This is a genomic window from Nocardia cerradoensis NBRC 101014, from assembly GCF_000308535.1.
Taxonomy (GTDB): Bacteria; Actinomycetota; Actinomycetes; order Mycobacteriales; family Mycobacteriaceae; genus Nocardia; species Nocardia cerradoensis.
Genome location: NZ_BAFW01000145.1, coordinates 1 through 14,657 on the forward strand (window position 1 = coordinate 1; position 14,657 = coordinate 14,657).

12 protein-coding genes are annotated in these 14,657 nt (G+C 68.9%); 4 read left to right on the forward strand and 8 right to left on the reverse strand.

Translation table 11 applies throughout. The annotated features are described in order from the left end of the window. The first annotated feature begins 63 nt into the window (after positions 1-63). The 3 genes from ON23_RS15110 (at position 64) to ON23_RS15120 (ending at position 4,335) form a co-directional block, all read left to right on the forward strand. Complete coding sequence (locus ON23_RS15110; protein ID WP_039778919.1) at positions 64-1,203, forward strand: LLM class flavin-dependent oxidoreductase; 1,140 nt, start codon at positions 64-66, stop codon at positions 1,201-1,203. Positions 1,204-1,268: 65 nt separating this feature from the next. Continuing rightward, positions 1,269-1,949: an FMN reductase gene (locus ON23_RS15115; protein WP_039778921.1), complete on the forward strand. Its 681-nt coding sequence runs from the start codon at positions 1,269-1,271 to the stop codon at positions 1,947-1,949. Between the two features lie 136 nt (positions 1,950-2,085). Further along, entirely contained in the window at positions 2,086-4,335 is a 2,250-nt protein-coding gene (locus ON23_RS15120; protein WP_373282191.1) for a thiamine pyrophosphate-dependent enzyme, read from the forward strand. A gap of 55 nt (positions 4,336-4,390) precedes the next feature. Here the strand turns inward: ON23_RS15120 and ON23_RS15125 are convergent, their stop codons facing one another. Continuing rightward, entirely contained in the window at positions 4,391-5,566 is a 1,176-nt protein-coding gene (locus ON23_RS15125; protein WP_039778922.1) for a cytochrome P450, read from the reverse strand. A gap of 110 nt (positions 5,567-5,676) precedes the next feature. Between ON23_RS15125 and ON23_RS15130 the strand changes: the two genes are divergently transcribed. Then, complete coding sequence (locus tag ON23_RS15130) at positions 5,677-6,519, forward strand: SAM-dependent methyltransferase (RefSeq protein WP_051042712.1); 843 nt, start codon at positions 5,677-5,679, stop codon at positions 6,517-6,519. Positions 6,520-6,605: 86 nt separating this feature from the next. Here the strand turns inward: ON23_RS15130 and tpiA are convergent, their stop codons facing one another. The 7 genes from tpiA to uvrC form a co-directional block, all read right to left on the reverse strand. Continuing rightward, complete coding sequence (gene tpiA, locus ON23_RS15135) at positions 6,606-7,391, reverse strand: triose-phosphate isomerase (protein ID WP_039778923.1); 786 nt, start codon at positions 7,389-7,391, stop codon at positions 6,606-6,608. Between the two features lie 2 nt (positions 7,392-7,393). After that, the gene (locus ON23_RS15140) at positions 7,394-8,614 is read right to left on the reverse strand and encodes a phosphoglycerate kinase (RefSeq protein ID WP_039778924.1); all 1,221 of its coding nucleotides are present in this window, start codon (positions 8,612-8,614) and stop codon (positions 7,394-7,396) included. 4 nt (positions 8,615-8,618) lie between these two features. Continuing rightward, entirely contained in the window at positions 8,619-9,638 is a 1,020-nt protein-coding gene (gene gap, locus ON23_RS15145; RefSeq protein WP_039778925.1) for a type I glyceraldehyde-3-phosphate dehydrogenase, read from the reverse strand. A gap of 465 nt (positions 9,639-10,103) precedes the next feature. Beyond that, a complete protein-coding gene (whiA, locus tag ON23_RS15150) occupies positions 10,104-11,087 on the reverse strand; it encodes a DNA-binding protein WhiA (RefSeq protein WP_039778926.1) in 984 nt (327 codons plus the stop codon). Continuing rightward, positions 11,078-12,175 (reverse strand): gluconeogenesis factor YvcK family protein, encoded by a 1,098-nt coding sequence (locus ON23_RS15155; RefSeq protein WP_051042713.1) that lies wholly within the window; start codon positions 12,173-12,175, stop codon positions 11,078-11,080. The genes whiA and ON23_RS15155 overlap by 10 nt, the downstream gene beginning before the upstream one ends. Next, entirely contained in the window at positions 12,172-13,113 is a 942-nt protein-coding gene (gene rapZ, locus ON23_RS15160) for an RNase adapter RapZ (protein WP_051042714.1), read from the reverse strand. Before rapZ ends, ON23_RS15155 begins: the two co-directional genes overlap by 4 nt. 104 nt (positions 13,114-13,217) lie before the next feature. Next, the coding region (gene uvrC / locus ON23_RS15165) for an excinuclease ABC subunit UvrC (RefSeq protein WP_039778927.1) at positions 13,218-14,657 on the reverse strand (1,440 nt) is incomplete at its 5' end.

The window sequence follows — 14,657 nt, forward strand, 5'->3', positions numbered from 1 at the left end:
AATACTGGGGCGCCTGCCCTCGTTCAGGTGATTGAACTTTTGATCAAACCTCAGGAGGCGGCCATGCAGTTCGGCATCTTCACCGTCGGCGACGTCACCGTCGATCCGACCACCGGAATCGCGCCCACCGAGGGCGAACGCATCGACGCGATGATGCGCCTGGCCCTGAAGGCCGAGGAGGTCGGGCTGGACGTGTTCGCCACCGGCGAGCACCACAATCCCCCGTTCGTGCCGTCCTCGCCGACCACCATGCTCGGCTGGGTCGCGGCACGCACCGAGAAACTGCAGTTGTCGACCTCGACCACCCTCATCACCACCAACGACCCGGTGAAGATCGCCGAGGACTACGCGATGCTGCAGCATCTGTCCGGCGGCCGGGTCGATCTGATGATGGGCCGGGGCAATACCGGCCCGGTCTACCCGTGGTTCGGCAAGGACATCCGCAAGGGTGTCGAGCTCGCGATCGAGAACTACCACCTGCTGCGCCGGCTGTGGCGTGAACCGGTGGTCGACTGGCAGGGTCAGTTCCGCACGCCGCTGCAGGGATTCACCGCGACTCCCGCACCGCTGGACGGCACGCCGCCGTTCGTGTGGCACGGCTCGATCCGGTCGCCGGAGATCGCCGAGCAGGCCGCCTATTACGGCGACGGCTTCTTCCACAACAACATCTTCTGGAACAAGGAACACACCCAGGAAATGGTGCGGCTGTACCGGCAGCGGTTCGAGCACTACGGTCACGGCTCGGCCGACCAGGCGATCGTCGGCCTGGGCGGGCAGGTCTTCATGGCCGAGACCGAGGCGGCGGCCAAGAAGTTCTTCCGGCCGTACTTCGACAACGCGCCCGTCTACGGGCACGGCCCGTCGCTGGAGGACTTCACCGAGATGACGCCCCTGACCGTCGGTACTCCCGAGCAGGTCATCGAGCGCACCCTCGGCTTCGCCGACTACGCCGGCGACTACCAGCGCCAGCTGTTCCTGATCGACCACGCCGGGCTGCCGATCGACGTCGCCCTGGAACAGGTCGAGATCCTCGGCCGCGAGGTGGTGCCGGTGCTGCGCAAGGAATTCGAATCGCGCCGTCCCGCACACGTTCCCAGCGATCCGCCGACCCACGCGTCGCTGGTTGCCGCCGGTCCGGAGGCGCCGCACCATCTGGTCGAGCCGGCGCGCGAGCGGCTGCTGGCCGCCGCCGAGCAGGCCTGATTCATCCCGCAGTACTCATCCGACCGCCATATTCATCCACCGCATCGAACGAGGGACGAAAACCCATGTCGCACACCGTTGTCGTACTCACCGCCGGGTTGTCGCAGCCGTCGAGTACCCGTCTGCTCGCCGATCAGCTCGCCGATGCGGTGGCCTCGGCCGTCGGCGCCCGCGGTGAGGCCGTCGACATCGAGGTCATCGAATTGCGAGATCTGGCAAGCGATCTCGCCGCCACGATGGTGTCGGGCGGTCTGCCGACCCCCGCGGTGGCGGCGGCGCGGGAGAAGGTCTCCGCCGCGGACGGTCTCATCGCCGTCACCCCGGTGTTCGCCGCGAGCTACTCCGGCTTGTTCAAGATGTTCATCGACGTGCTCGACACCGAAGCGCTCAACGCCATGCCGGTGCTCGTCGCCGCCACGGCCGGAACCGCCCGGCACGCGCTGGTCCTCGAGCATGCGATGCGGCCGCTGTTCACCTATCTGCGTGCCGTCGTCGTTCCGACCGGTGTGTTCGCCGCGACCGAGGATTTCGGATCGGCCGGACTCGGCGAGCGGATCCACCGCGCCGCGGCCGAATTCGCCACCCTCGTGGTCGCGGTACCGACCGGCGTGGACGGCTTCCTCCCGGAACCGACCCGGGCCCGGCAGTCGGGCAACCACGTCGGCGAGGTGACGCCGTTCGCGAAGCTGCTCGCAGGCCACACGGGGCATACCGAACGTCCCCACCGCCCGGCCGAGCAGCGGTAGGACACCCACCCTTTCCGGCCCGGCCGACGCGCGGATGCCCCGCTCCGGTAGGCGACGAGCATGTCACCGGGTCGGCTTCGACCGCCCGCGCACCCAAATCCGGTGCGCGGGCGGTCGCGCACGACATGATGGAGGGGTGACTGCGGGCCCGGAAGAGCTTCTCGACGAATGGTTGCGTGTATCCCTGCGAGAGGTGCGGCCGGGACCGCGGCGCGCCGCGACCGATCCGATCGGCAGCGGCAGTGCCATCACTGTCGGGACGTGCCTGGAATTGTTCGACGCCCAGGCCACGAGCCGGCATCTGGATTTCGCGGCGCGGCGGCTCGGCGCGGGCAAGCGCGGGTACTACAGCATCGGTTCCAGCGGCCACGAGGGCAATGTGGTGCTGGCGCAGGCGTTGCGCAGTACTGATCCGGCGCTGCTGCACTACCGGTCCGGCGCGTTCTTCGTGCATCGCTGCCGGCAGGTTCCGGGACTGGACCCGATCCGTGACGTGCTGCTGGGTGTCGTCGCGGCGGCCGCCGATCCGATCTCGGGCGGGCGGCACAAGGTGTTCGGCAGCGCGCCCGCGTCGGTGATACCGCAGACCTCCACCATCGCCTCGCATCTGCCTCGGGCGATGGGGCTGGCGTTCGCGCTCGATCGGGCCCGCGGGCTGGGCCGCGACACGCCGTGGCCCCGAGATGCGGTGGTGCTGTGCACATTCGGCGACGCGTCGGCGAATCACTCCACCGCGATCGGTGCGATCAATGCCGCGATCCACACGGCTCACCAAGGTATTCCGATGCCGCTGCTGTTCGTCTGCGAGGACAACGGGCTCGGCATCAGTGTGCCCACTCCCCCGGACTGGATCGAATCGGCCTTCGGATCGCGACCGGGTCTGCGGTATTTCGACGCCGACGGCTCCGATCTGCGGCAGGCCCTGTCGGTGGCCTCCGCCGCCGCGGAATCCGTGCGCGCGCGGCGGCGGCCCGCCCTGTTGCGGCTGCGCACGGTGCGACTGCTCGGACATGCCGGATCCGATGTGGAGTCGGCGTATCGGCGACCGGAGGATATCGAGGCCGACCGCCGCCGCGACCCGGTCGCCACCACCGCCCGGCTGCTCGTCGAGATCGGCGCGGCGAGCGCCGAGGAGGTTCTCGCCCACTACGACGCGATCGGCGCCCGCGTGGCGGCGAGGGCGGCCCGGGTGGCCGAGGAACCGCATCTGGACTCGGCCGAGGCGATCCAGGCGCCCGTGGTGTTCGGATCCGGCTCCCGGGCCTCGACGCCGGTGGGTTCCGTTCACTCCTCGACCGACGGCCCGTCCGGTGCGACGGGGCGGTCGCCGGCGGCACCGGGGCAGACGGCCGAGCGGCCCGGGCCGATGACGCTCGCACAGTCGATCAACCATACGCTCGCGACATTGCTCGCCGAGGCATCCGATGTGCTGGTCTTCGGCGAGGACGTCGGTCGCAAGGGTGGCGTCTACGGCGTGACCAAGGGGCTGCAGCGCGAGTTCGGGGCGCGGCGAGTGTTCGACACCCTGCTCGACGAGCAGAGCGTGCTCGGTACCGCACTGGGCGCCGGACTCGCCGGATTCGTACCGATTCCGGAGATCCAATATCTGGCCTACGTGCACAATGCGCTGGACCAGATCCGGGGCGAGGCCGCGACCCTGTCGTACTTCTCCGCGGGGCAGTACCACAATCCGATGGTGGTGCGGATCGCCTCGTTCGCCTATCAGCGTGGCTTCGGCGGGCATTTCCACAACGACAATTCCATTGCGGCGCTGCGTGATATCCCCGGAGTGGTCGTTGCGGCACCGGCCCGGGCCGACGACGCGGCCGCGATGCTGCGTCGGTGCGTCGAGGTCGCTCGCGGTGAGGGCCGGGTCTGTCTCTACCTCGAACCTATCGCCCTGTACCACACCCGCGACCTGCATCGCCCCGGCGACGCGGGCTGGCTCGCCGCGCCCGCAGAGGACCCGGCATCGCTCGCCCGCGCCCGAATCCACGGCGACGGCGCCGATCTCACGATCGTCACCTTCGCCAACGGTGTGCCGATGAGCCTGCGCGTGGCACGACGCCTGGCGGACAACGGTATTCACGCACGCGTACTCGATCTGCGTTGGCTCACACCGCTTCCCGTCGACGATCTGCTGCACCATGCCCGCGCCACCGGCGCCGTTCTCGTCGCCGACGAGACCCGCCGCAGCGGCGGGGTATCGGAATCGGTGTGCACGGCGCTGCTCGACGGCGGTTTCGACGGCCGTCTCGCCCGCGTGACCAGCGCCGACAGTTTCGTCCCGCTCGGCCCGGCCGCGGAACTGGTGCTGCTGAGCGAAACGGCGATCGAGGACGCGGCGCGTCGGTTGCTGGAATCGGGCCCGCGCTCCCAGGTCTGACGCGCGCGGGGCGGGTGCGCCGAAGACCGGCTGCACCCGCCCCGCACACCGATGCTCAGCGCAGGGTGACCGTTGTCGGCAGCGCGGCGAAACCGCGATTGTTCGAGGAGTGGATGCGCCGCAGCCCGGCCGGGTCGACGTCGTAATCGGCGATGCGTGAGGTGATCTCACCGAGCGCGGTCCGCAACTCGAGCAAGCCCAGGTTCGAGCCGAGGCAGTGGTGGCGGCCGCTGCCGAAGACCAGCGCATCGGAGGTGTCGCGATCGAGATCGAAGACGTCGGGCCGGTCGAACACCTCGGGATCACGGTTCGCCGAACCGGTCAGCAACAGCATCCGCGCCCCCGCCGGAATCGTGACGCCGTGCAGTTCGACGGCTTCGGTGGTGGTGCGCAACTGCGACTGGGTCGCCGGGTCGTAGCGCATGCCCTCGGCGATCCAGTCGTCGACGCGCCCCAGCGCCGCGGCCCGCTGGTCCGGATGCGCCCACCCGGCGTACCAAAGATTGCCCAGCGTGAGCATGCTGGTCTCGATGCCCGCGCCGACCAGCAGGATCAGCACACCCACGATTTCCTCGGGAGTGAGCCGGTCGTCGCCGTCGGCGGCGTCGAGCAGTCCGGATAGCAGGTCGTCGGTGCGGTGTTTGCTGCGTTCGATGGTCAGCTCGGTGTAGTAGCCGACCAGGGCGCCGATCGCCTGCATCGCCTCCGGCCGCAGATCGGTCGATTCCTCCTCGGTGTACATGATTTCCATGCCGAGTTTGCGCACCAGATCGCGGTCCGCGCGCGGCACGCCGACCAGTTCGGAAATGACCTCGGTCGGGTACGGGCCGGCGAAGTCGGTCATCAGGTCGAAACTGCCGCGTTCGAGCAGCGGCTCCAGGAGGTCGGCGGCGATCTCACGCAGTCGCGGTGCCAGCGCCTGCACCCGGCGCGCGGTGAACGCGCGCGTGACCAGACCGCGCATGCGCGTATGTTTCGGCGGGTCCATCGCCACGAAGGAGAAGAACCGCTCGGCCTGCGGACCCCAGAAGGCCGGTTCCATCCGCAGCCCGTTGGCGCTCGAGAAGCGCTCCGAATCACGCAGTGCGGCAAGGACATCGGCGTGGCGCGACAGCGCCCAGAAGTCGTCGTCGCCGTTGCGGAACACCGGCGCCTGCTCCCGCAATTGTGCGTAGACCGGGTACGGATCGTCGTGAATTCCGAAATCGTACGGACTGAATCGCACTGACATCTTCGACCTCCCCAGCCGCACGGCAGGGGCCGCGCCGGTTCGCCATCCGAGCTGACAGGATGACAGTAGTCGATAATGGTTCGTCGCCGTCGACGGAAGGAAGAGGTGTCATGGAACCAGTGACCGGATCACACCGCCCGCATGCGGATCCGGTGGCGCCGCCCGGTATCGATGTCACCACCCCGCATCCGGCCCGGCGCTACGACTACTGGCTCGGCGGCAAGGACAACTTCGAGGCCGACCGGGCCTCCGCCGAAGCGGTGGCCGAGGCCTTTCCCAGCGTGCAGATTTCCGCGCTGGAGAATCGGGCATTTCTGCACCGAGTGGTCGGTTATCTGTCGGCCGAGGTCGGCATCCGGCAGTTCCTGGATCTCGGCGCCGGCCTGCCCACCGCCGGCAATGTGCACGAGATCGCGCAGGCCGCCGCGCCCGAATCCCGCATCGTCTACGTCGACAACGATCCGATCGTCGCCCTGCACGCCCGCAGCCTGCTCGACAGCGCGCCCGAGGGCGCGACCGCGTATCTGGAGGCCGACGCGCGCGAACCCGAGAAGATCCTCACCCACCCGGACCTGCTGGCCACGCTGGATCTGTCGCAACCGGTGGCTCTGATGATGCTCGCGGTGGTGCACTTCTTCACCGACGAGGACCGCCCCTACGACATGGTGCGGCAATGGACCGACGCGCTGGCGCCCGGCAGCTATCTGGTGATGTCGCATGCCACCAGCGATCATCTGTCCGAGGAGGACCTCGCCGACAGCGAACAGGCCAACAAGCGCAGCGGTATCCCGTTCCAGCTGCGCTCGACCGCCGAGTTCAGCCGATTCTTCACCGGGCTCGAACTTGTCGAACCCGGGATCGGCTCGATCATCAACTGGCCCACCGAGTCGCATCGGGCCCATCCGCGGCCGGAGGCGGTATCGATGCTAGGCGCGGTGGCACGCAAACCCTGATCCGGTTCCCGCACGACGTCGGCCCCGGTTCCGCGGAACCGGGGCCGAATCGCCATGTACTGCAGGCGGTTACCCGCCGGCGGCGATCAGGGCAGCGGACCACCCGCGGCGATCGCCGACAGGGTCGCGAACTCGTCACCCTTCAGCGAGGCGCCACCGACGAGCGCGCCGTCGATATCGGCGGCTGCGATGAGCTCGCCGACGTTCTTGGCGTTCACCGATCCGCCGTAGAGGATGCGCACACCCGCCGCGACCTCCTGACCCGCCAGCTCGACCAGTTCGGCGCGCAGCGCACCGCACACCTCCTGCGCGTCCGCCGGGGTGGCGACGCGACCGGTGCCGATCGCCCAGACCGGCTCGTAGGCGATGACGACCTTCGCGATCTGCTCCGGCGTCAGCCCCTTGAGCGAACCCCGCAGCTGCTCGAGGTTGTACTGCACGTGGGTCTGCGCCTCGCGCACGCCCAGCCCCTCGCCGATGCAGACGATCGGGGTCATGTCGTACTGCAGCACCTTCTTGGCCTTCGCCAGCACCGTGGCGTCGTCCTCGTTGTGGTACTGCCGCCGCTCCGAGTGGCCGACCACGACGTAGCTGCACGACAGCTTCGCCAGCATGGCCGCACTGATCTCACCGGTGTAGGCGCCGGATTCGTGCACCGATACGTCCTGGGCACCGAAGGTGATCCGCAGCCGGTCGCCCTCGATGAGGGTCTGGATGCTGCGGATGCCGGTGAACGGCGGGAGGACCGTGACGTCGACCTTGTCGAAGTACTTGTCCGGCAGGGCGAACGCGATCTTCTGCACCAGGGCGATGGCCTCGAGATGGTTGAGGTTCATCTTCCAGTTGCCGGCGATCAACGGTTTGCGTGCCATGATCAGCCCTCCCCGTCCTCGAGCACGCTGATACCCGGAAGCTGTTTGCCCTCCAGGTATTCCAGCGAGGCGCCGCCGCCGGTGGAGATGTGGGAGAACCCGTCCTCCGGCAGGCCCAGCGTGCGCACGGCCGCGGCCGAATCTCCGCCGCCGACCACGGTGAACGCACCCTTACCGGTCGCGCTCACCAGCGCCTCGGCCACCGCACGCGTCCCCGCGGCGAAGGCCTCGAACTCGAACACACCCATCGGACCGTTCCAGAACGCCGTCCGCGCCTCGGTCAGCAGCGCGGCGAAGCGCTTGGCCGACTCGGGCCCGATGTCCAGGCCCATCCAACCTTCGGGAATCTCGTTGGCGGCCACCGTCTTCGACTCCGCGTCCGCGGCGAACTTGTCCGCGGCCACGATGTCCACCGGCAGGTGGATGACGTCGGCGAAACGCTCCAGCAGCTCCTTGCAGGTATCGATCATCTCCTCCTGCAGCAGCGAGGAGCCGACCGAAAGACCTTGGGCGGCAAGGAAGGTGAAGCACATACCGCCACCGATGACGAGCGTGTCGACCTTGGGGGCCAGCGCCTCGATCACGGCGAGCTTGTCCGACACCTTGGAACCGCCGAGCACGACCGCGTACGGGCGCTCGGTGTCGGTGGTGAGCTTGCGCAGGACGTCGACCTCCGCGGCGACCAGCGTGCCCGCGTAGTGCGGCAGCAGCTCGGCCACGTCGTAGACCGAGGCCTGCTTGCGGTGCACCACACCGAAGCCGTCGGAGACGAACGCGCCGTCGTCGCCGACCAGCTCCACCAGCGCCCGGGCCAGCTTCTGGCGCTGGGCGTCGTCCTTGCTGGTCTCGCGCGGATCGAAGCGGATGTTCTCCAGCAGCAGCACATCACCGTCGGTCAGGCCTTCGGACCGCGCGAGCGCGTCCTGGCCCACCACGTCACCGGCGAGCTGGACGTTGCGGCCCAGCTCCTCGCTCAGCTTCGCGGCCACCGGGGCCAGCGAGAGCTTCGGGTCGGGTTCGCCCTTGGGGCGGCCCAGGTGGGCGGTGACGACGACCTTGGCGCCGGCCTCGGCCAGCGTCTTGATCGTGGGCACCGAGGCGATGATCCGGCCCGGATCGGTGATCACGCCGTTGTCGAGGGGAACGTTGAGGTCGGAGCGCACGAGCACGCCCCGCCCCTCCACGCCCTCGGCAAGGAGATCCTGAAGGGTCTTGACTGCCATGGGTTTACAGCGACTTGCCGACGAGGCCGATCAGGTCGGCGAGGCGGTTGGAGTATCCCCACTCGTTGTCGTACCACGACACGACCTTGACCTGGTCGTCGATGACCTTGGTCAGCGGCGCGTCGTAGATCGAGGAGTGCGGGTCGGTCACGATGTCGCTGGAGACGATCGGGTCGACGTTGTACTTCAGGATGCCCTTCAGCGGACCCTCGGCGGCGGCCTTGTAGGCGGCGTTGATCTCGTCGACGCTCGCCGACTTGCGCAGCGTCGCGGTCAGGTCGGTGACCGAACCGGTCGGCACCGGCACGCGCAGCGCGTAGCCGTCCAGCTTGCCCTGCAGCTCCGGAAGCACCAGGCCGATGGCCTTGGCGGCGCCGGTGCCGGTGGGCACGATGTTCAGGGCGGCGGCGCGGGCGCGACGCAGGTCGCTGTGCGGGCCGTCCTGCAGGTTCTGGTCCTGTGTGTAGGCGTGGATCGTGGTCATCAGGCCACGCTCGATGCCGAATTCGTCGTTGAGGACCTTGGCCAGCGGGCCGAGGCAGTTGGTGGTGCACGACGCGTTGGAGATGATGTTCTGGCTGCCGTCGTACTGGCTGTCGTTGACACCCATGACCACGGTCAGATCCTCACCCTTGGCGGGCGCGGAGATGATGACCTTCTTGGCGCCGGCGGCCAGGTGTCCCTTGGCCTTGGTGGCGTCGGTGAAGATGCCGGTCGACTCGACGACCACGTCGACACCCAGATCGCCCCACGGCAGCGCGGACGGGCCCTCCTTGATGGCCAGTGCCTTGATCCGCTGGTCGCCGACCACGATGGTGTCGTCGCCGTCGAGCGAGACGTCCTGCGGCAGCCGGCCGAGGATCGAGTCGTACTTCAGCAGCGTGGCCAGGGTCGCGTTGTCGGTGAGGTCGTTGACCGCGACGATCTCGATATCGGTGGTGCCGAGCGCTTTCTGCGCCTCCACCGCCCGGAAGAAGTTACGTCCGATACGACCGAAGCCGTTGATGCCTACCCGGACAGTCACGTTATCGCTCCTCAGCTTTCAAGCGGATTCATTCCGATGCCAGACCACCCTAATGCCCGGCCATAACATCACGGACACGCCCCTGCCGCGACCTCACCGACCCGACGCTGCGCCGGTGAGCGTGAGTTCACGCCTCTCGTACCGAACCGTGGCGGCCAGGGCCACCTGCCCTGCCCGTTCGCGGCGGGGATACCCATCTGCCAGGCTTTTCACCTGTCCCGGCGCATCTGATTCGAGGCCGGCGGGTTCGGTAGCAAGAGCCTATCGCACCGTGCACGACGGCGACCGCGTCACGACGCAGGTTGTGGACAACCACGAACCTGTGGACAAGCCATCGCTCGTGTGGCACAAGGGGATTCACGGCTCACCGCTCCGCCCGATTCCCCTCGGGTCCCGGAACGGGCCGATGGCCCGCTGCCGTGCGGACGGTCCCGGGCCGATGCCGGCAACCGGGACCGGTCCCGGTCACGCGTCTTCGAGCAGCTCCGCGGTGACGGCCGATTCGGTATCGGGAATGCCCAGGTCCTTGGCGCGGCGATCGGCCATGGACAACAGCCGGCGAATACGCCCGGCGACGGCGTCCTTGGTCATCGGCGGGTCGGCCAGCTGGCCGAGTTCCTCCAGCGAGGCCTGGCGGTGCTGCACGCGCAGCCGTCCCGCGGCGGCCAGGTGATCGGGCACGTCCTCGCCGAGGATCTGGAGGGCGCGCTCCACACGAGCCGCGGCGGCGACCGCGGCGCGGGCCGAGCGGCGAAGGTTGGCGTCGTCGAAGTTGGCGAGACGGTTCGCCGTCGCGCGAACCTCCCGCCGCATCCGGCGTTCCTCCCAGGTCAGGCGCGTGTCCTGGGCGCCCATCCGGGTCAGCAGGGCGCCGATGGCCTCGCCGTCGCGCACCACGACCCGATCGGTGCCGCGCACCTCGCGGGCCTTGGCCGAGATGCCCATCCGGCGGGCCGCGCCGACCAGGGCCAGTGCCGCCTCGGGGCCGGGGCAGCTCACCTCGAGCGCCGAGGAACGCCCGGGCTCGGTCAGCGAACCGTGGGCCAGGAAGGCACCGCGCCAGGCCGCCTCCGAATCGCCGATGCTGCCGCCGACCACCTGGGCGGGCAGACCACGCACCGGACGGCCGCGCACATCGAGCAATCCGGTCTGGCGGGCCAGCGCCTCGCCCTCCTTGGACACGCGCACGACATATCGGGAGGTCTTGCGCAGACCACCCGCGCCCAGCACGTGCACATCCGATCCGTAGCCGTAGAGCTCGAAGATCTCGCGCCGTAGTCGCCGCGCGATCGAGCCCATATCGACCTCGGCCTCGACGATCACCCGACCGCCGACGATGTGCAGGCCACCGGCGAACCGGAGTAGGGCCGACAGTTCCGCCTTGCGTGCACTCACCTGCGAGACGGACAGACGGCTCAACTCGTCTTTCACCTCGGCTGTCATCGCCACGAGACCCGCTCCTTTCCACCCAACACGGACCGCACCTGCTGGACCGGATGCCGTCCTTCGACTCGAAGCCCTGCCAATTCCGGCCGAGGTTGGCGGATCACCTGATCCAGTGCGGCGGCTAGCTTTCCAGGGTGGTGCCGGTCCGTCCCCGCCTCGGCGACATCAGCGAAGGTTACTCGTGCACGCAGCTGTTCGGCAGCTCTTGCCACATGTTCGCGCTCCCTACCCTCGGGTACGGAGCCGGAGTCCACCAGCACATGGTCGACAGCGAAATCCGGTGCGTGCTGGGACAATACATGCAGATGCCGTTCGGCGGAGAATCCCGCGGTCTCTCCGGGCTCCGCCGCCAGGTTCAGGACCAGCACTTTTACCGCGCGAGTATGCATCAGCGCCTCCTGCAGATCCGGGACGAGCATGTGCGGAATGACGCTGGTGAACCACGATCCCGGGCCCAGCACCACCACATCGGCGTGCTCGATCGCCGAGGTGGCCTCCGGGCTGGCCGGCGGGTCGGACGGGATCAGCCGGACCCGGCGCACCTTGCCCGGCGTGGTGGCCACCGCGACCTGGCCGCGGATACAGCGGCTGACCCGTGGGTCGGCTTCCAGCCCGGATACGTCGGCTTCGATGGTCAGCGCGGTCGGCGACATCGGCAGCACGCGGCCGGTGCAGCGCAGGATCGCCGCCATCTCGTCGAGCGCCGCGACCGGGTCGCCGAGCACCTCCGCCAGCCCGGCCAGCACGAGGTTGCCGACCGAATGCCCGGCCAGGGCTCCGGTGCCGCCGAAGCGATGCTGGGCCGTGCGCGCCCAGATCCCGTCGGGGTCCTCGGCCAGGGCGGCCAGCGCCATTCGCAGGTCGCCCGGCGGCAGCATGCCCAGTTCGGAACGCAGGCGTCCGGACGATCCGCCGTCGTCTGCGACGGTGACGACCGCGGTGATGCGCTCGGTGATCCGGCGCGCGGCGGTCAGAGTGGCGTACAGACCGTGTCCGCCGCCCAGGGCGACCAGGGTGGGGTCGGCCGAATCGCCGGGTTTCTCCGATTTTTCGGAGGAGGAGGTGTCGTCACGATGGTCCGCGTCGGTCATTCGCGCCCCAGATCCCGGTGGACCACGCGCACGACATCGGTCGAGGCACTGTCGGGCCGGCCCAGCAGTTCGCCCAGTTCCTCGGCGATCGCCACGCTGCGGTGCTTACCACCGGTACACCCCACTGCCACGGTCATATATCGCTTACCCTCCTGGCGGTAGCCGCTGGTGGTCAGGTCGACCAGATGGCGGCAGGTATTCACATAGTCGTCGGCGCCGGGCCGTGACAATACGTACTCGCTGACCACGGCGTCCTGCCCGGTATGTTCCCGCAATTCCGGAATCCAATGCGGATTCGGCAGAAATCGCACGTCGAAAACCATGTCCGCATCCAGCGGAACACCGTATTTGAATCCGAACGATTGGATCGTCACCTGGAGGGCCGCGGGCGCGCCGCCGCCGTAGGCCTCCTCCAATTTGCGGTGCAACTGGTGGACCGACAGCGCGGTCGTGTCGATGACCAGATCGGCGGCGGTCTTGACCTTCGACAGGGCCCGGCGTTCCGCGGCGATCCCGGCCGACAGGGTGCCGTCGGCGCTCTCGCTCTGCAGCGGGTGGCGACGGCGGGCGAAGCCGAAGCGCCGGATCAGCACATCGTCGGAGGCCTCGAGAAACAACAGGCGGGTGCCGACCCCGTTGGCTCGCAGCTGATCGGTGACCCCGGACAGATCGCCGGTGAAGAAGCGGCTGCGCACATCCATGACCAGCGCCAGTTTGGTGATCGGCGGATCGGCGGCGGCGCCGAGCTCGATGAGCCGGCCGATCAGTTCCGGCGGCAGATTGTCCGCGACATACCAGCCGAGATCCTCGAGGACTCGGGCCGCGGTACCGCGGCCGGCACCGGACAGACCGGTGACGATGACCACCTCGACCGGATGCGCATCGGGCTGCGGCCGGATGCCGGTACTCGCGTTGGGATTCGATTCGACGCTCGTCATGTCCTATCGGGTTCCGTCCGTGGCTGCCATTCGATCATCCTGCCCGCCTCCACCGGCCGCGGCCGGGCGCGCAGCGCCGGCGAAACCGAGCCGTGACCGAGACGTCATTCGGAGTTGAGTGCCGCGAGCACGGCCTTGGCCGTCGCCACCCCGATACCGGGCACCTCCGTGATTTCCTCCACCGTAGCCTGCTTGAGTTTGGCCACCGAGCCGAAGTGGGTCACCAGTGCGGTACGCCGCGCCTCCCCCAGCCCCCGCACCGAATCCAGGGCCGAGGCGGTCATCCGGCGCGAACGCTTACTGCGATGGAAGGTGATGGCGAACCGGTGCGCCTCGTCGCGCACGCGCTGCAGCAGGAACAGCGATTCGCTGGTGCGCGGCATGATCACCGGGTCGGACTCGCCCGGCACCCACACCTCTTCCAGACGCTTGGCCAGCCCGATCACCGCGACGTCGGTGATGCCGAGCTCGTCGAGCACCTCGGCCGCGGCCGCCACCTGCGGGGCGCCGCCGTCGACGACGTACAGGTTCGGCGGATAGGAGAATTTGCGCGGACGTCCGGTGGCCGGGTCGATCCCGGGCGGCAGATCCGCAGGCTCCGCCTCGGCGGTGGCGATCGCCGCGGCGCCCGCCCGGTGCTGCGAAGCATCGGTTCCGTCTCCGTAGTGCGCCGCACCGGCATCCGCCTTCACGGCCGCGCTCATCTCGTCCAGTTCCTTGCGCAACCGATAGAACCGGCGCCGGGTGACCTCCGCGATGCTGGCCACGTCGTCGGAGCGGCCCTCCCCCGCGGCCTCCTTGATCGTGTAGTGGCGGTATTCCGATTTGCGCGGCAGCCCGTCCTCGAACACCACCAGCGAGGCGACGACATCGGTGCCCTGCACGTGGCTGATGTCGACACATTCGATGCGCAGCGGAGCGCTGTCGAGATCGAGGGCGTCCTGAATGCCTTGCAGCGCGGCCGATCTCGCAGTCAGATCGCCGGCGCGCTTGAGTTTGTGCTGGGCCAGCGCTTCCTGCGCATTGCGCTGCACGGTCTCCATCAGCGCCTTCTTGTCACCGCGCTGCGGCACCCGCAGCGCCACGGCCGAACCGCGCAGCCCGGACAGCCAGCCCTGCACCTGCTCCGGATCACCGGGCAGTTCCGGCACCAGCACCTCGCGCGGGACCGCGGTGGCGGGGGTTTCGGTATCGGTGTGCTCGGCGAAGGCGGCCTGTTCGCCGTAGAACTGGGTGACGAACTGTTCCACCAGGGCCGCCAGCTCGCTCGGCCCCCGGCCGCCCTCGTCGATCGGCGCGGCGCCCGCGGCGTCTTCGGTACCGGCCCAGTTCAGGTCCACCGCGTCGCCCGATTTGTCGACGACCCAGCCGCGCTGGCCGCGCACCCGCCCGTCGCGCACGTGGAAGATCTGCACCGCGACCTCGAGTTCGTCGGAGGCGAAGGCGATCACATCCGCGTCGGTGCCGGTGCCGAGCACGACCGCCTGCTTCTCCAGCGCACGCTTGAGGGCGGCGACATCGTCGCGCAGCCGCGCGGCGGTCTC